We start from the raw sequence: 17,449 nt of genomic DNA, 5'->3' as shown, positions 1-17,449 counted from the left end.
TAAAAAAACGACTTTTCCCTTTCGGGAGAAGCCGCGGTTTCATTTTTTACGTATAAAACTGTTCATTCTTCGCACCGAATTGCCCAGGCTGCGGTTGGATATCTCGTTCAAAATGTTTGAATCGTGTACCCTGATACGTCAGCATCCCCCGATCCTGCTCCACTAACATGCCATACGTCTGACCGTTAACCTGTAGTTCCAGCCGTTCCCCATTATCGAACTCAAAAGTGGCATAATAACTGGTTGTGGCTCTGCTATCCCCACTTCCACCCCTAACTTCCGTTCGTTTTGTAATGATTCTTGCATGCAGCGTTAATACTGGGGAAGCATTATTGGATGACCAGGTTCGTACTCCTGAGAAGATCGCATATACAATGCCACCCGCCACAATCAGAAACACGATGCCAACCAAAACAGGGACAATCGTCCCCATTGCTCCTAACTCATTGAATCCGGAAAAAAAACCACTTTGATTCCCTTCAAATCCTGGTACGCTGCTCGTATCATCAATATCACCGAACCCATCCAAACTGAATGGGGTTTCTGACGAGAATATGCTCGTAACCGCCATAACACATCGATCCTTTCCCCTCTAAAAATAACAGTTCACCTCTCACCTATTCAACAGATGGTTCATGCAGAGTAGACAACCTGCTCTGCCTTGTCCTTATACTATATGAACCGGATCAGGAATACAGACGTTCAAGTTCGTCGATCAGACCGCCAACGTAAGCAACTGCAGTACGAATCGGCTCGGGTCCGGACATATCTACACCTGCAAGATTCATCAGTTCTTGCGGTGCTAGACTGCCTCCAGATTTAAGCGCCTCAAGCCATCGCTCCACCGCAGGCTGGCCTTCCTCTCTAATTTTCTGCGCTGCGGCTGTGGATGCGGTCAAACCTGCTGCATACGTATACGGATATAGACCCATATAATAATGCGGCTGTCTCATCCACGTCAGCTTAGCACCATCGTCCACCACTAGTTCAGGACCCCAGAACTCGGAAAGGATCATCCCTTTCAACTCACTTAACGTCTTTGCCGTGATCGGCTTATCGTCAGTGGCAAGAGCATACACCCTGCGCTGCAACTCACCCTCCAGCAGATGTGTAACGAAGTTGTGATAATACGTATTAAGCAACTGTAAAATAACCCAACGCCGCATCCTCGGATGATCGGAACGCTGTAGCAAATGATCTGCCAACAACATTTCATTCATTGTAGAGGGAGCTTCAATAAAATAGAGAGAAGGCCGCGTGTTCGTTATTCGCTGATATTTACCAGCCAACATAAAGTGGCCTGCATGTCCCACCTCATGAGCCAGTGTGAACGCTCCGCGCATATTATTCGCCCAAGAGATTAGGATGTACGAATGCGAGCCATAGATTGAAGAACAGAACGCTCCTGTGGATTTGCCTGCATTGTCGGCGTAATCAACCCAACGCTCACTAAATGCACGTTCGACAATCTCGCCATACTCAGGTCCCAGTACTTCCAGCGCCTCACGAATCAATGTGCAGGCTTCATCGTATGTTATGGAAGGACTGAACTCGGGATCAAGTGGAGCCTTGAGATCACAGTACATCAGCTTGTCGAGTCCAAGCTCACGCTTTTTCAGCGCAGCCAGTCTGCGCATGTGCGGAGCAAGCTCCTTCTGAATAATATCCAAAACGTTATGGTACATCTCCTTGCTCACTTCCTGCGAAGCCAGCAGCATGTCCGTCACATCTTCATATCCGCGCAGGCGGGATAACACCACCTGTTTCTTGACCTCAGCAGCATATCCTTCAGCAAATGTATTCTTGTATTTATTCAATGTTTCACTAAAGGATGCATAAGCAGACCGACGTAATCGGGTATCTGACGACATCTCGTAATTATTTTCGTAAAAAGACCATGATAGAGGGCGTGATTGATTCTCACCATCCAGAACTTCATCAAAAGTCATATCCGCCAGTTTGCCACGCTGATAGATTCGATAAGGTGAATCTAGCACTTCACCGAGGGAAGCAAGTACTTTCTCCGTTTCAGGCGTGAGTCGATGAGCTTTTTCCTCGATCAGCCTCTCCAGACTTCGTTTGTAAGGTTCCAGACCCGGGAGCTCTCTCAAATATTGTTCGATCTTACCTTCCGGCAGAGAAACGATCTCGGAATTGACGAAAGACAGACTGGACGACAGTCTGGACAGAAGTTCACCTGTTTTAGCAGCGTTCTCGATATTTACCGGGTTCGTACTGTCCTCCGACTGCTTCAAACGTGCATAAGCAGCCGTTTTACCAATCCGTTCCTGCATAGCTTCACGAGCATCCAGACAAGCAAGCAATTGCTCTGCACTTTGACCCAGTGTACCTTTAAAGGTTTCGATATCCGCAGCAGCAGCGGGCAGGGAGGTAAGCTCCTGTTCCCATTCCACATCGGTGGCAAACAAATCCCTTAGATCCCAAGTCGATTCCACATTAACCTCGGCACGTGTAAGTATCTTTTCCATCTAGCTTGTCATCCTCCTCGCATTTCCAATATCTCTCATCGTATCATAATCTGCCAATCGATACATGACATATCCTTATTATGAGACTTTTGGTTTAATTGTACATATTCAATAGGACTTGAACGCACAAAAAACGCCAAATGCCGGACATATCCAGCTCATTTGGCGTCTGATTCATCTATTCACTTAATCATTTAATCGGCTTGCCAGATTACATTTTCACCATAATTTTTGCCCCAGTTGTACATCGCGTGTAGTACCGGCATCAGACTCTGACCATGATCGGTCAGTGAATATTCAACTCGGGGCGGAACCTCGGCGTACACCTTCCGCTCCACCAATTTATCTTCCTCGAGCTCCCGCAGCTGGTTCGTCAACATTTTTTGTGTAATATGGGGGATCAACCGTTTCAATTCACTGAATCGTTTGGTGCCCTCCAGACCCAGATGCCACAATATAATCAGCTTCCACTTACCTCCGATTACCGCTAGCGTTAGTTCCTTCTCACAGTTGATTTCTTTCAAATTAATGCGTTCCTTGACTTCGGCCGCCATCGCTGCAAGCCCCCTTTATCTCGTTAGTGGTACATCTTGACGCCGGGCCGCATCCCCGCAAGTCAATATAGCCACGTAATCAAACCTTAATACTTCATTTTACTATAGCATGGGCTGAATGCAAGGTTCCTCATCCTTGTTGACAGAAAAGACCGCAATCCTGGCACATGCACAGGACTCCGGTCTACTTCTTCTATTACTTATTTTACACAATCATACGATACGATAGATCTATTCCAGGTTAGCGTGCCGGCTAAACATGTCAGCACCCGTCATCCCTTTCATTTCCATCATCGTGAGGATCAGTGCATCCATACATAACAACAGGCTTTGCTCAAACAAGGAGCCCATAGGTTGGATGGTGACATCAGCACCGGCTGCTGCTGTATCCTCTTTCGCCGAGGCAGGCAGACGCACAACCGCTTGTGCCATTTGCGCAATTGTAGACTCCGGCTTAATGGTGATTAAGCCTACAGGTGCTCCTGCCTGATTGGCTTTTTGTGCCATAGCGGCCAAACTGCCTGTCTCCCCGGAACCGGAGCATAACAGCAGGTAATCCGCTGAGCTGATCCCCGGAGTCACCGTCTCACCCACGACGTAAACGACAAGTCCCATCTGCATCAACCGCATTGCAAATGCTTTTCCCATCAGACCTGAACGTCCAGCCCCGGCAACAAAAATGCGTTCCGCAGCTAGCAACTGGTCTGCCATAACCTGCATCTCGTCATCGTTAATCTGACTTAACGTCCGTTCCAATTCCTTCAGGATGTCTGCCGCGTATTGTCTGCTGCTCATCAGCTTACCCTTGTTTTACAAGGCGCTGCATTTCGGATGCTACCGCTGCTTTATCCGCTTGCCCTGTAATACCGCCGCCAACAATAACCAGGTCAGGTTGTGCTTTGATTACTTCTGGTAGTGTGTCTAGTTTGATACCACCAGCAACTGCGGTTTTTGCATTTTTCACGGCAGCTTTGATTGTTTTCAGGTCTTCAAACGGGCTTTGTCCCACGGCTTGCAGGTCATAACCAGTGTGAACACAGATGTAATCCACGCCCAGCGCATCAACTTCACGTGCACGTTGTTCAAGGTTAGGCACGTTGATCATGTCTACAAGAACCTCTTTGTTTTGTTTTTTCGCCTCTTCTACAGCGCCTTTAATGGTCATATCGTTGCTTGCGCCCAGAACAGTGATCAAGTCTGCGCCAGCTTCAGCTGCTTTCATAATCTCATATCCACCAGCGTCCATAATTTTCAGGTCTGCAAGTACTTGCAAGTTAGGATAAGCTTCCTTCATTGCTTTTACGGCATGCAAACCTTCATTAATGATAATCGGTGTGCCAATCTCTACGATATCAATGTATGATTCAACCTCTTTTACCAGTGCGATCCCTTCAGGAATGTTAACCAAATCAAGTGCGAGTTGTAATTTCATGTTTTATGTCTCCTTTTCTTGTTGAGTTATGAGTTAATGAATGTAAATTAGGATTGCTTGTATTTCTTCAGCCAAAGTTCCTTACTCCTGTATCCGAGTTTCTTGTATCTTGGCTGTACGTTCATTGTAGGCCCTGACTATCCTTTCAGGAAGTACGCACTTTGAAGTTTGGTAGTTACTTCGAAGAAACTAATGATATCATTTCGTTGTTATCTGAATTTCATTTCGGAGATACTGCATCATCACTCTCTAGATCAAATTCACTACCACCTACTGAACGCATCTTTCTATCCGCCGCCCCTCCCCTGCTCCCCTTCAATTCAAGGCTCATTTTCTCTTTTATTAGAAAGGAAAAACCCTGCCTTCTCCGGCAGGGTTCTTCTCCATCTTTATCCCAGCGTATGCTGGATGTTGATCACACTAACTATTCACATACATGGCATTACAGATATACAGGTTTCACACATACCGGCTTGGATACACCTGTACTGTGTCCTGTATATTTCAGGCGACCGCTCTCTTGATCCACCGTGAAGGTAACCATGTTATTCGTATCACGGTTGGCTACAATCAGCATTTTACCATTAGGCGTCAATGCGAAATGACGCGGGTGCTGCCCTTCCGTAGAGACGTGCTCCACAAGGCTTAATGTGCCCGTGTCTGTATCTACCGCGAATACCACAATGCTATCGTGTCCACGGTTAGAACCATACACGAACCGGCCATCATTCGAAACCGTAATCTCTGCGGTTGTGTTCTCACTGCCGTCATAGCCGTCAGGCAAAGTTGAAACGTTGGAGATTTCCGTCAGTGTGCCTGCAGCGGCATCATATTTGTAGGAGGTGATAGATGAATCCACTTCATTAATCACATATGCAAACTGACCATTCGGATGGAACGCCAAGTGTCGCGGTCCTGCACCCGGATGCGTTTTCGTTTCACTGTGGAGCACCAGTTCATTCGTGCCCTCGTTAATCGAGTAGATGGCGATTTTATCTGCACCCAGATCCTGTACCATCATATATTTACCGTCCGGGCTAAAGAATGCGGAGTGCACATGTGGCTTGTCCTGGCGCTCAGGATGTGCCCCTTGGCCTTCATGTTTCTTCTCATCCAGAAGCGCTCCAACTTCACCATTGTCTGTGATCGCTTGAAGCCCTACCAGTCCGCCGTGATAACTGGACAGGATCAAATATTTACCGGAAGGGTCACGCTGAATGTGACATGGTGGAGCAGAGATGGAGTCTTGGCGATTGAGCATTGTCAATTTCCCTGTGGAAGGATCAACGCTTAACGCCACCGCTTCTGACATTTTATTGCCTTCAGCAGATGCCGTTTCTCCAATGGCATACAGCTTGTTAGCTTGCGCATCCACATTTACGAATGTTGGATTTTTCACACCTGCGATGCCGTCCAGCTTCGCAAGACTGCCTGTATCCTCATTTAATTCATATGCATAAATGCCCTCATTTTCCGCTTCGGCATAAGAGCCGACCATTACGAGCAAGCGTTTAGATTCACTCATTACAGTTTCCTCCTCTATGTGTATGTAGTCTTGTTGCACTCCTTCTATAATAAATCTGCCATATCAAAATAGCAATCTAACCCCTGTCCACTCTTTACCAAAAAGAGTGCTGCTTATAGCAATTTAACGTATATTCTCAGTCATTATGCCGTTGCACATTCAACTCATATGTATTTCCTGCTATGATAAGATAGGTTTTTCATCTAGAAAGGACTGAACAGATTGTTTACCTCGTTTTTCATTACGCTGTACCATGTGTTTTTACCCATATCCTTGCCAGTCATTGGCGGAATTCTGTTAAAACGTTTCAGAGATTGGGATACACGGCCGCTGTCTGCGTTCTCACTCTATATTTTGAGTCCAGCGCTCATCTTCCACACTTTGCTGCATGCAGAGATCACTTGGTCGGATGTAACGAGCACCTTCTGGTTCTCCCTCCTGAACCTGATCGCCCTCTGGGCATTAGCTGAGCTGGTAAGCAGGGTATTTGGTCTGGGCGCACCTGAAAAAGCAGGACTTACCCTCGTCTCCACATTCACCAACTGTGTGAACTACGGGCTCCCGCTTGTACTACTCGCCTTTGGTCAACTTGGATTGGACAAGGCTTCTGTATACGTTATTGGACAGATGATCATCGTCAATACGGTAGGTATTTTCTTTGCCGCGAGATCCGAGTTCACTGTGAAAAACGCGCTGCTGTCCGTTTTCCGGATGCCCACCATCTACGCTGCAGTAGTTGCTATAATCCTGCGCAGTTCTGGCATTCAACTGCCTGAAGCACTGGATGAAGGCGTCTCCATGATGGCTGCCGGATATTCTCCGATTGTACTTGCTATTCTCGGCGCACAGATGCTTCGTTCCAAAGGAGATGCAGAACCGTGGGCACCCAACGTTCATAAGGCCTTCTGGGCAGGGACTGTCGTACGGCTTGTCGGAGCCCCCGTCCTAGCTTGGATTATTTTAAAAGCACTGCAAGTTGAAGGAACATTGTTCCCTGTTCTGCTGATCCTTGCCTCAATGCCTACGGCAGTAAACGCCGTGATTTTAGCTGAACAGTTTAACGCATCCCCGCAATTTGTATCCCGGTGCATTCTTTGGACCACCGCTGCGTCTATGGTCTTCTTGCCGATTATGATTGTGATGTTTTCCTGATCAGGTCAGGTGCCGTGCGAACACCAGAAGCGTTTGCCGCTTGGCGGCGCTTCTCCACCCGGCATTCGTGCCGCCGATGAAGGGCTCTGCCGCTTCAAGACCGAACCCTAATGCAAATCCGATCGATTCCTGTCAGCTCCATTGGTTACAATTACAGGACGTGTCTCCATCGTCACATTACCTGCAACTGCACGGGATATCATGCAGGATGCCTCAGCCTTATGCGCAAGCCGCTCAGCCTTATCCAGATCGGACTCGGATGCATCGTGTGGAAGAACAATTCGCGGTCGATGCACAATTCGTTCATATGTAAATACGTTATTCGTTACATCTACCGTCGCTTCTGACTCCAGCGTCAGCTCGTCAGGCGTGATATCTGAACGCTCCAGCATGGCAGCAAGAGTGATTAAGTAACAGGTTGCTGCTGCCCCGAGCAACATCTCGTCCGGGTTCGTCCCTGTACCAGGACCGCCCATCTCCTTCGGGATGGAAATGACCGTTTTCAACCCTCCTGCATCAATCGTACCCTCACTATTACGTCCGCCATTCCATACCGCTTTTAAGTGAAACGGGTGTTTCATTGTCATCATTCCCTTCTAATCATTGTAATATCGTTACGACTGTGTCGCTTACACACGTATACACGTGATTTGAAGCTCATTCAGCGCGTTAACATGCTCATCTTGGACACCCTTATCGGTAATAACCCTCCCGACGCTCTCTATGCCTGCGACTCTTGTGAAGGCCTGAATATTAAACTTGCTTGAATCAGCAAGCAAAATCACTTCATCCGAGATATGGATCATTTTTTGCTTCACCAGCGCTTGCAATTCATTTGATTCACTGATGCCTTTGGTCAGATGGACCCCCTTGCAAGACAAAAACACCTTATCCACATGATACGCATCCAGTGAACGCTCGGCGAGCGGCCCGACAAAAGACAATGACTTCGAAGCAAGCTGTCCACCTGTAGCAATAACACGAATCTGTTCCTTCGCACTGAGCTCTGCCGCAACCTTGATCGAGTTGGTCAGGACGGTAAGAGGAATATTCGGCAGTCCGGCCGCCATATACCAAGCCGTTGTGCTCGCATCTAATGCAATTCGGTCGCCAGATTCAACCAGCTTCACTGCTTCTCCCGCAATACGGCGTTTCTCGTCAGCATGTGCTACAGCTCGCTCGGGATAAGGAATCTCAGATTGCAGTTCATCCTTATATTTCACACTTACCGCTCCGCCATGCGAGCGCCTGAGCCTGCCCGCCTGTTCCAGCTTGTCCAGGTCACGGCGTATGGTTTCTTCCGTCACCCCGCAGCGCTCACTAAGTTCCGTCACACGCATGCTTCCCTGCGCATCGACCCATTCCACAATTTTTTCATAACGTTCCGCAACAAGCATGTACATTCACTCCAAACCGTTAATATACCAGTCATCCTGTCATCTCATCATACCATAGAGCAGTTGGAAGGAGAATTTCCTTGACAGCAGAATCCTTGGATAGGCGTATATGAAAAAGAGGAGGCTTTCGCCTCCTCCATCTCGTCTATGATTTATTATTTATCATCTGCCAAAGGGAACCAACCTGGTGTGTGAATAATCGCATTCCACAAACCGTCAGGGATGACCAGACGCTCCTGATCGGATTTGGTCAGTACTGTCTCAATATCCTCTTCACGTCCGCTTTCGATCTTCTCGACCCAGTCCGGCTCGACAATCAGTTCACGTCCGATCGCAAGCAATGGCACGCCAGTCTCCAGTGCTTTTGCAGCATCATCTGCAGTGTGGATCGCTCCCACACCGATCACTGGCAACTTACCGCCAACACGGTCCAGAATGTATTCGATTCGGGATCGTGTATCTTCTTCGCCACGTCTTGGCTTCGACCAGAACTCATTCAAGGATACATGCAGATAATCCAGATTTTTTTCTTTTAGCGCATCAATAAGTGCATACGTATCTTCCATTGTCAGCCCTGGTGTTTCAGGCTCTTCCGGTGAGAACCGATAACCCACAATGAACGGAAGTTTCGTATGTTCGGCAACGACGCGTTGCACTTCATCTACTACCGCAAGCGGGAACGTCAAACGTTTCTCAACACTGCCGCCCCAGCGATCTTCACGGCGGTTAGAATGTGGAGAGAAAAACTGCTGGATCAGATATCCGTTAGCACCATGAATTTCAACACCGTCGAAACCCGCTTCAATCGCCCGGCGAGTCGCCTCACCAAAATCACGGATAACTGATGTGATCTCTTCATCCGTCATTTCTCTTGGCTCCGGAGAACCAGGACGTTCACTTGCAACGGCACTTGGTGCAACCACTTGGCCCGCAGGAACAGCTTGTTCCGGAGTCAATCGACCCGCATGGAACATCTGCAGGACAGCAACGGAGCCTTGCTGTTTAATAGTCTCAGCCAAACGTTTCAGTCCGGGGATGAAGCTGTCATCATAGGAGCCGAATTGAGCAGGAAATCCAATGCCGTTTGGTGTAACATGAGTTACTGCGGTCACTGACATCCCTGCTCCGCCTGTGCGACGTGCGTAGTACGCAAGCTCAGCATCGGATACTGTACCATCTGGATTAGAAGACATATGAGTCATAGGAGCAAGTACGATCCGGTTTTTCAGTGTAATGCCGCTAGGCAGTGAAACTTGTTCAAACATTTTCGAGTACTTTGGATTCATCTGGATTCCCTCCTGATATTATATCTCTTTAAATAGATATATGGATATATACATCTGTTACTGTAATTATTATAGTTACGTTTCAGCTCAATTGCAACATTTCCTTTTTTTTCTTTCCTCGATCCCCCGAATCAAAAATCATCAGCGAATGTAGAAAAGGATAGAGAGTCCTAGGACTCTCTATCCTGCTTTTAACCATATCTAAGGTTCAAAAACAAGAAACAGCGATACATCGTTACATGTTTACACTTACATAACGACATTTATTCCAAACTATATCCTCAGTAACTGCGAACGTACGCCAACTTCTGATCCATTTCTTCCACACATTCATAACAATCATGTTCGTCATTCGCCACCATTGGTGTGACGGGATACAGATTCATTTCTGTCCGGTTATACGTTTTGAGCAGTGGCAGCAGCTGTGTCACGCGTGTATTGGCTGGGTCAAGCCAGGTCGTAATCTCATCATCCATCAGAATCGCCGGCATTTTACTGCCAAATTCACGGGTCACCAGATTGGCACTAGCCATGAGCATCGTACAGGTTCGAAGCGGTTGTTTGCGTGTGTCTCTCCATATCTCATATAATCCTGCAATGCCAAAGAGACCGCGATCCGGCATCACCACACGTACCGCATAACGCTTCTTGCCTTCTTGACGCCAGTAGAACAGCCCATTACAGGGAATAACACAACGTTTGGTCTCTACAAGTTTGTAGTACGCCGGATTTTCATGCACCGTCATCAAATTCGCATTTACCGCATCCCGTCCCCAGAACGGAATAAATCCCCACCGAAACTCATCCAAAACACGCTCTCCGTCCTGATGCAGAATAATCGGCGTATGTTGCGTCGGACTGATATTATAGCGGTTTTTATAGTAATACATGACTCGTTGTATCTTGAAATGATCCCGAACCTCGTCCAGATCGGCCGCAAGTGAAAAGCGTTCGCACATTGTCATACACTCCTTTTTCCTAGTAAGGTTGAGTGTATTGTTTGTAATGAAAGGGAAATTATGCATACTTCAATCCGAGATGTACCTATGAATATACTTCTGCATAGCCGTTCACATTGAATTCGTCGCATGTCAGCCAGAACGTTTTGGAATAAAAAAACGGTCAATATTCCCTTTATTAAGAGAATTCGACCGTTTCATTCGTTTGAATTATAGTTGATATTATCCGGTTCCCATTGGATTTAGATGCTCTTGCCTATACGGCGTTTCATTCAGACCATACGTATAAAATCGACCATAGACCGCACCTCAACAGATCCTGGATTCGAGATCACATCTGGAAGTTGCAGAGCTTCTCTTGAAATAAACTTCACCTTCACTGGCAGACCCGGAATCAGGTCAAAAAAGTTATCCGAGAATACGCCTTCAGCTTCTGAAGACAGCCAGACCTGCTTGGCAAGCACATTGCTCTCCAGCAACAGATGCACACCGTCTTCATCAGATCCTCCGCTTACTTTGATATTCGCGGGCTGCAGGGCCAATTGGTTAGTCGCCACAAAATAATGTTCCTGCACAATATCCGGTACACCGGCTTGCCGCAGATCCAAACGAAGCAGCGTCTTGGCAGGATCAAGTCCCTCAAGCCAGTCGGAATTACGTAAGGACAACAGCTTCTCTCCTGAATTTGGCGCCACGTTTACGTCCAATGTCTCATTCCGGTGCACCATTCCATCGAATCCGATCATCCGAATCTGGAGCTGACCCTGCACCTTGTTCAACTGATCCGAGATCACATATATGTCGGTTGAATCTTTCTGTGTACCGTCCACAGAGACCAATACATCATTGAAACTGCGTTTCGCATAATATTGCAATGCCTTCCAGCGACCAAGGTAATCCATACCTGCCCACGAAGCTACAGGCCAGCAGTCGTTCATCTGCCAATAGAGCGTACCCATACAATATGGCTTGCGCCGGCGGTGAGCTTCAATTGCTGTTTTCATCGCTTCCGCTTGTAACACCTGACTCATATAGAGGAAAGAAGGAAAGTCCTTCGGTTCATGTAAAACCATATCCATGTATTGCTTGATGAGTCGATTGCCTGCTCCGTTCTTTTGATGTGCGAGCATAACTTCTGACTCCAGCGCCAGGTCCTCTTCTTCCGCATATGTGCGCACCGTCTTATATTCCGGGAATGACTGGAATCCGTATTCACTCATGAAACGGCCGACATACACGTTGTAGTTTTCAAAAGGTTCAACGTTATGCCAGACCCCCCAGTAGTGGATATCACCTTCTGATGTAGACGGATGTGCATGTTGCTTCTCGTCTCCTGTCAGCGATACAAGAGGTGAAGACGGCCAGTAGTCAATCCCTGGTGCATAAGCTTCGACTACTTCTGGCAGAAGGTCATGGAAGATGGCTTCATAATCTGCCCAGATCCGTTCACGCTGTTCGGCATTGTAATCCTTTTTCCAACCCCAGCCCCCATCCTCGATATAATGCGCCCAAGCCGAATCAATCTCGTTGTTGCCACACCACAGTACAATGCTCGGATGGTTACGCAAACGTTTCACGTTGTCAATCGCTTCATGTCTTACACTATTCAGGAAAGCCTCATCGCCCGGATACATGCTGCATGCAAACATAAAATCTTGCCACACCATGATACCGTATTCATCACACAGATCGTAAAATACATCTTCTTCATAGAACCCACCGCCCCATACACGCAGCATATTCATGTTCGACTGGGCAGCTGATACAATCTCATGCAGATATCTCTCTCTTGTCACTTCAGTAATAAAGCTATCATTCGGAATATGATTGGCTCCCTTGGCGAACACCGCAACTCCGTTCAGTTCAAAATAAAAGGAAGCCCCTGCTTCGTCCTGATCACGCACGAGGCGGATGGAACGCAGTCCTGTTCTAACCTCATACTCTGCAACAGCACGCTCACCCTGAAGCACTTCAGCAGCAAAGGTGTATCGGTGAGGTTCGCCCAACCCCCGGCTCCACCAGAGCTTTGGATTTTGAATCGACACCGGGATCTCTACGGTATGTGAACCCGGCATCAATGATACGGTTTTCTCCCAGCGCTGACCATCTGCACCGATACGAATGACGGTATCGATGGGTTGCGAAGTTTCTACTTCAACCAGGGCGGTAAGCTCAGCCAAATCTGTATTCACTTCATTTTGCCGGATAAATAGGTCATTGATTTTTACATTAGTCCAACCTTCAAGCCGCACTTCCCGCCATATGCCACTTGTGACAAAACGCGGCCCCCAATCCCAACCATAGTGATATGGCGCTTTACGAGCAAAGATACTTACTCGTTTATCCCCGAGACCACCTACATCTGATTGGTCATTGGTTGCAGGCAAGGCATATCCCAGCTTTTCAAGCTTCGGCACATCTTCCTGAATAGGAGAACGAAAATGAATGCGAAGTACATTATCCTTTTTCTTGATAAGCGCTTTCACATCTGCCTTCCACACTCGAAACATGTTGTCCGCAGACAACACATGGTTATCATTCACATAGACATCCGCATAGGTATCCAACCCGTCAAAAACAAGTTCCAGCTGTTCCTGTGCATAGAGTGAATCCTCAACCTCAAACGTTGTACGATATTCCCAGTCTTTCTTGTCGATCCACTGTACTTCTCTCTCATTCGTGCCGTAGAACGGGTCCGGAATCTTACCTAGTCTCAACAGATCAGTATGTACGCATCCAGGCACTTGAGCCGGCATCCACTCCTGATCTTCACAAGCCTTGAACGTCCAGTTTTCCAAAAGTTTCGATTGGATTATGCTCATGACAGCCTCCCATGTGTTAAAGTACTTCAAGCATTTTGTTTTGTTATGGTATGTTATGTTTTGTTATCATATTGGCAAACAATTTACAAAACAAAAATAACATGTTAGCTACGTATCAGTCAATGTATTTAGTCAATTAAATTCATCCTTTTCTCATATTACAAAAAAAAGACATAGAGAATGACTTCCCCATGTCTCTTCCATATGTTGAAAAACCGATTGCTCTTCCTTAGTTAAACAGCTCCATTGAAGATTGACAGACTTCGGTCGATTACGTCGCTCGCAACGAATGATACTCGTCCCGCATAATGAGTTCTGCATTGATTAACTTGCGTTCATATGGAGCTTCCCGATGGTCCATCCGCCAGATTAGCTGATCAACAGCCCGTTCTCCGAGATGTTCTTTGTGAATATGTGCTGTAGCCAAAATCGGATCATCTATCCGCGTATTATCAAACCCAGTCACGGCACATTGTTCAGGCACCATCACTTCGCGACTTCGTAATGCCTCAATGATCATAACTGCTGTATGATCGTTCGCACATACGATCACTTCAGGAATATCTTCCAATTTCATATCTCTGATGGATTGCTGCATCTCCTCATACTCCTCTACCAACAACCCTGCATGCTGATTAACCTGTATTTGCATTTCTTCTAGTCCCATCCGGTATCCTAGCCATCGTTCTCTGAAACTGACAGCATCCGGCAATTGCCCAGCAAACTGAAATCGCTTGTATCCCTTCGCAGCCAGCATAAGGACTAATTCTTTTGTCCCTTTCACATTATCTGTAAACACCGTATCCGTATGAATAGCCGAATCCTCATGATCCACCATGACGAGTGGGATGCGTAAGCGGTATATTTCGAGCAATACCGACGTGGAGATCGTGCCCACTGTAATAACACCCCGAATCGCATCGGGATTGAGTACCGAAAACATATGATCGGAAGAAGGCTCCGTCAGCGTTAAAATATCCATTCCTTTCTCATTCAACCTCGCTGAAATCCCCTCAAATACAGGTCCCCAGTACAAGGAGGAACAATTTTGGGACCGTATATTCGGAAACAATATCAGAACCGTGCCTTCGTTCTTTTTCCCTCGTTTTATACCTGATGACGCCTGAGGCTCCATAGCATTATATTTTGGTTCTATTTTGAAATAACCCAATTGCCCTGCCGTTCTGACAATCATGTCACGTGTGTACTCACTTACACCCGGCTTCCCCGTAAGTGCACGGGAAACCGCGAACTTGGATACGCCCGCAGCATCTGCAATCTGCTGCATGGTCACTCTTTTCCCCATCTTGCTCACCCGATTTTCTTGATTTTCCATCCAGTGTAGCATAAAACCCGGGATGAACAAAACATGTTTTGTTTATCCCGGGTTTGTTAGGTTAACTTGACCAAGTTGTATTGGCAACCATCACGATGAATACAAGCATTAGATAATTAACAGAGATCAAAAAGTTAACCTTCGCCCACTTCTCATCATCTTGTGTTTTTAACCCAAGAAGTGTATGTACAAACCAGATGATGCTGCTAATCAGAGATATAATAAGAAATACAAGGCCAACGTAATCAAAGTAGTACAACAAGAATACCGAGGGAATTAGTAAAAAAACATAAGGAATCATCTGAATCTTGGTACGTTTCACTCCTTTGACCACCGGCAGCAACGGGAATCCTGCAGCACGATACTCCTCTACGCGCCGAATACCTAGCGACCAGAAGTGTGGAGGCTGCCACAAAAATAAGAACGCAAATAATAACCAAGCTCCTGCATCAATCTCATTGGTTACCGCAGTATAGCCGATAACTGGTGGCATTGCTCCTGCAATCCCGCCTAACGACGTACTCCACGTCGAGGTGCGTTTCAACCACATCGTGTAGATGACAATATAAGCAAACCAGCCCAGCAAAGCCATCCAGCCTGATAACGGATTCACGAGTAGAAACAGCACCGCTAAACCAGCGATTCCAAGAACCAGGCTATACCCAAGAACAAATCCGGGCTTCAGATGATTAATGTAATCCATCCGTTTTTTGGTTCGTTCCATCTTTTGATCCAGTTCACGATCCCAATAGTTGTTCATGACACATGCCGAAGCAATCACCAGAGTGGAGCCAAGCACAACCAGTAGCAACAATCCCCATGAAATATCCCACTTTGAAGCAACCCAGAACCCTGCAGCTACTGCAAACACATTCAGCCTTAGCAGTCCGGGTTTAGTTAATGCAATCATGTCTTTAAGCATCAGAAAGCCTCCTGAACGATGTAAAAACGCCATTCCTATAATGATACATGCAGCACCAACGAATTACAATCGCTTTCATCTATTTGTTAAAATAAAAAGCATTCTTCACCGCTCATTCGAACGGAAAGAATGCTTTTCTGCTATATTGTTCATTCTCATATCTTCATCAACATCGACACTAATTATGGAATGTACTGTTGTACAATTTGAACTACTTTCCCATCTTGAATGGTCAGATGATATGGAAAAACGGACAAATCCATAATCCGTTTATCTCCGTACAGAGATTGAAATTTAGATAATGTCACAGGTTCATTCCACTGAATCTCTGTTCCCTGAACGGTACCATCGCGGTCATACAGTTGCATTAGAACTTTAGCGTCTGTATGAACCTCAACTTGTTCATGCTCTTCATTGTCATTGATAATATAGTACCCGTCTGGTGCTCCATCTAAGCCAGCATCGGGATTGCGTTGATTGAAAATCGTATCGGCTTCTTCGCCTTGATACCAGCCGATCTTGTCTACCGTTAACATTAGTTTTCCGTCTACAACATTCATTTCATCTATATATGCAGTGTATACTTCTGAATTCGCCGGTTGTGCCATACTCGCGGCAGAAGAGGACGGAACATCCGTACGATCCGCTGCATTCGCAGGGGTAAGCAAATACGTAGTGAGCACGATGATACCAAGCAGAGCAACTACTGCACCAACCATCTGTAATCTCCATCGTTTCGCCGCGTTCTTCATGCTCATCTCTCCTTCATTCACGTTACTAGTCAATACTATAAAAGTCTTCTTATCCATCATTAAACGTATGCTGATCTTCTCAAACGAGCACATCTTGGAACAACGGTTCGTTTACTATGTACTCATCATAATCCATACCGGTTCCTCAAAAGTATCATCGAGATTAAAATTAGTTACAATATACGTCATCTCTTAAGCTTGTCCACTACTTAATCTATGGAAAGATCATGCAGAAACCCCAAATCAGCTGCATTTGGGGTTTCTCCTGCATCTATATTAATCTATGCTTGTACACACACTTTATACCAAAAAAGTTTAGTGACTCGTTCTAGTATCTTGCGCCAAACGAACCAGCATATGTGCGAGCATGTGGCGCTCCTCTTCTTTACCTACGTTCCATAGCTCCTGCAAGAGCTTCTCTTCACGGTTACGCGGTTCTTCGTTAGCCGCCAGATGATCCGCAACTTTCTGTGCAATTTTAGCCATTTGCTCTTCACTTAATCCGATGGATTCACCCATGGCAATTCGTTTACCGAGGTATTCTTTGAATGCATCAAAATTTTGTAAAATCTGGTCTCTTTCCTCTGGTGCAATCTTTTCAATCGCGTTGTCTACCTGATCTGTGGAAACCTGTCCGTTTTTGTGGATCACATGATTTTGTTCATTCATAATTATTCCCTCCTCAGTTTAAGTGCTGACTCATCTACTTCACTAATGTTGAGTGTTGAGCTTGCCCATACTTTCACAAGCATGTGTCCCTTATAATATAAACGTCCTGCTGAAGTTTAATCAGCGAGAGAGCATTTTAACCCCTTTTCAAGAT

At 46.3% G+C, this 17,449-nt stretch carries 16 protein-coding genes; 1 reads left to right on the top strand and 15 read right to left on the bottom strand.

The window, feature by feature from the left end; genetic code table 11:
• Positions 1-46 precede the first annotated feature (46 nt).
• From PQG66_RS04420 to PQG66_RS04395, 6 genes are all read right to left on the bottom strand, one after another.
• On the bottom strand, positions 47-571 hold the full coding sequence (locus PQG66_RS04420) for a DUF2500 domain-containing protein (protein ID WP_272035531.1): 525 nt from the start codon (positions 569-571) through the stop codon (positions 47-49).
• A 115-nt stretch (positions 572-686) separates the two neighbouring features.
• Positions 687-2,489 (bottom strand): oligoendopeptidase F, encoded by a 1,803-nt coding sequence (gene pepF, locus PQG66_RS04415; protein ID WP_272035529.1) that lies wholly within the window; start codon positions 2,487-2,489, stop codon positions 687-689.
• A gap of 194 nt (positions 2,490-2,683) precedes the next feature.
• A complete protein-coding gene (locus tag PQG66_RS04410; protein WP_272035527.1) occupies positions 2,684-3,043 on the bottom strand; it encodes a winged helix-turn-helix transcriptional regulator in 360 nt (119 codons plus the stop codon).
• 231 nt (positions 3,044-3,274) lie between these two features.
• Positions 3,275-3,838 carry a 6-phospho-3-hexuloisomerase gene (gene hxlB / locus PQG66_RS04405; RefSeq protein ID WP_272035525.1) on the bottom strand — a complete coding sequence of 188 codons (564 nt, stop codon included), beginning with the start codon at positions 3,836-3,838 and terminating at the stop codon, positions 3,275-3,277.
• Between the two features lie 4 nt (positions 3,839-3,842).
• On the bottom strand, positions 3,843-4,475 hold the full coding sequence (gene hxlA, locus PQG66_RS04400) for a 3-hexulose-6-phosphate synthase (protein WP_272035524.1): 633 nt from the start codon (positions 4,473-4,475) through the stop codon (positions 3,843-3,845).
• A 442-nt stretch (positions 4,476-4,917) separates the two neighbouring features.
• Positions 4,918-6,000 carry a lactonase family protein gene (locus PQG66_RS04395; protein WP_272035522.1) on the bottom strand — a complete coding sequence of 361 codons (1,083 nt, stop codon included), beginning with the start codon at positions 5,998-6,000 and terminating at the stop codon, positions 4,918-4,920.
• A gap of 222 nt (positions 6,001-6,222) precedes the next feature.
• On the opposite strand from PQG66_RS04395, the gene PQG66_RS04390 reads away from it, so the two are divergent.
• Entirely contained in the window at positions 6,223-7,152 is a 930-nt protein-coding gene (locus tag PQG66_RS04390) for an AEC family transporter (RefSeq protein WP_272035520.1), read from the top strand.
• Positions 7,153-7,259: 107 nt separating this feature from the next.
• Here the strand turns inward: PQG66_RS04390 and PQG66_RS04385 are convergent, their stop codons facing one another.
• The 9 genes from PQG66_RS04385 to PQG66_RS04345 all read right to left on the bottom strand — a co-directional run bounded on the left by PQG66_RS04385 (position 7,260) and on the right by PQG66_RS04345 (position 17,295).
• Positions 7,260-7,733, bottom strand: coding sequence for an OsmC family protein (locus PQG66_RS04385; RefSeq protein WP_272035518.1), 474 nt, complete (start codon positions 7,731-7,733; stop codon positions 7,260-7,262).
• A 48-nt stretch (positions 7,734-7,781) separates the two neighbouring features.
• Positions 7,782-8,549, bottom strand: a complete 768-nt coding sequence (locus PQG66_RS04380) for a DeoR/GlpR family DNA-binding transcription regulator (RefSeq protein WP_272035516.1) — start codon at positions 8,547-8,549, stop codon at positions 7,782-7,784.
• Between the two features lie 155 nt (positions 8,550-8,704).
• Positions 8,705-9,835: an NADH-dependent flavin oxidoreductase gene (locus PQG66_RS04375; protein WP_272035515.1), complete on the bottom strand. Its 1,131-nt coding sequence runs from the start codon at positions 9,833-9,835 to the stop codon at positions 8,705-8,707.
• A 281-nt stretch (positions 9,836-10,116) separates the two neighbouring features.
• Positions 10,117-10,794 (bottom strand): SOS response-associated peptidase, encoded by a 678-nt coding sequence (locus tag PQG66_RS04370; RefSeq protein ID WP_272035512.1) that lies wholly within the window; start codon positions 10,792-10,794, stop codon positions 10,117-10,119.
• A 272-nt stretch (positions 10,795-11,066) separates the two neighbouring features.
• Entirely contained in the window at positions 11,067-13,616 is a 2,550-nt protein-coding gene (locus PQG66_RS04365) for a beta-mannosidase (protein ID WP_272035510.1), read from the bottom strand.
• Between the two features lie 271 nt (positions 13,617-13,887).
• The gene (locus PQG66_RS04360; RefSeq protein WP_334220752.1) at positions 13,888-14,952 is read right to left on the bottom strand and encodes a LacI family DNA-binding transcriptional regulator; all 1,065 of its coding nucleotides are present in this window, start codon (positions 14,950-14,952) and stop codon (positions 13,888-13,890) included.
• Between the two features lie 61 nt (positions 14,953-15,013).
• Positions 15,014-15,874: a heme o synthase gene (gene cyoE / locus PQG66_RS04355; protein ID WP_272035508.1), complete on the bottom strand. Its 861-nt coding sequence runs from the start codon at positions 15,872-15,874 to the stop codon at positions 15,014-15,016.
• A 182-nt stretch (positions 15,875-16,056) separates the two neighbouring features.
• Positions 16,057-16,626, bottom strand: a complete 570-nt coding sequence (locus PQG66_RS04350; protein WP_272035506.1) for a hypothetical protein — start codon at positions 16,624-16,626, stop codon at positions 16,057-16,059.
• A gap of 315 nt (positions 16,627-16,941) precedes the next feature.
• Entirely contained in the window at positions 16,942-17,295 is a 354-nt protein-coding gene (locus PQG66_RS04345; RefSeq protein WP_272035504.1) for a DUF3243 domain-containing protein, read from the bottom strand.
• Positions 17,296-17,449 lie beyond the last annotated feature (154 nt).

Origin of the sequence: Paenibacillus sp. JJ-100, assembly GCF_948329825.1 — a bacterium.
Classification (GTDB): domain Bacteria; phylum Bacillota; class Bacilli; order Paenibacillales; family Paenibacillaceae; genus Paenibacillus.
This window is presented reverse-complemented; position numbering and strand designations above follow the sequence as displayed.

Coding starts and splice junctions, on each gene's coding strand:
- PQG66_RS04420 (WP_272035531.1), bottom strand. CDS start 571: ATGGCGGTTACGAGCATATTCTCGTCAGAAACCCCATTCAGTTTGGAT.
- pepF (WP_272035529.1), bottom strand. CDS start 2,489: ATGGAAAAGATACTTACACGTGCCGAGGTTAATGTGGAATCGACTTGG.
- PQG66_RS04410 (WP_272035527.1), bottom strand. CDS start 3,043: ATGGCGGCCGAAGTCAAGGAACGCATTAATTTGAAAGAAATCAACTGT.
- hxlB (WP_272035525.1), bottom strand. CDS start 3,838: ATGAGCAGCAGACAATACGCGGCAGACATCCTGAAGGAATTGGAACGG.
- hxlA (WP_272035524.1), bottom strand. CDS start 4,475: ATGAAATTACAACTCGCACTTGATTTGGTTAACATTCCTGAAGGGATC.
- PQG66_RS04395 (WP_272035522.1), bottom strand. CDS start 6,000: ATGAGTGAATCTAAACGCTTGCTCGTAATGGTCGGCTCTTATGCCGAA.
- PQG66_RS04385 (WP_272035518.1), bottom strand. CDS start 7,733: ATGAAACACCCGTTTCACTTAAAAGCGGTATGGAATGGCGGACGTAAT.
- PQG66_RS04380 (WP_272035516.1), bottom strand. CDS start 8,549: ATGCTTGTTGCGGAACGTTATGAAAAAATTGTGGAATGGGTCGATGCG.
- PQG66_RS04375 (WP_272035515.1), bottom strand. CDS start 9,835: ATGAATCCAAAGTACTCGAAAATGTTTGAACAAGTTTCACTGCCTAGC.
- PQG66_RS04370 (WP_272035512.1), bottom strand. CDS start 10,794: ATGTGCGAACGCTTTTCACTTGCGGCCGATCTGGACGAGGTTCGGGAT.
- PQG66_RS04365 (WP_272035510.1), bottom strand. CDS start 13,616: ATGAGCATAATCCAATCGAAACTTTTGGAAAACTGGACGTTCAAGGCT.
- PQG66_RS04360 (WP_334220752.1), bottom strand. CDS start 14,952: ATGGAAAATCAAGAAAATCGGGTGAGCAAGATGGGGAAAAGAGTGACC.
- cyoE (WP_272035508.1), bottom strand. CDS start 15,874: ATGCTTAAAGACATGATTGCATTAACTAAACCCGGACTGCTAAGGCTG.
- PQG66_RS04350 (WP_272035506.1), bottom strand. CDS start 16,626: ATGAAGAACGCGGCGAAACGATGGAGATTACAGATGGTTGGTGCAGTA.
- PQG66_RS04345 (WP_272035504.1), bottom strand. CDS start 17,295: ATGAATGAACAAAATCATGTGATCCACAAAAACGGACAGGTTTCCACA.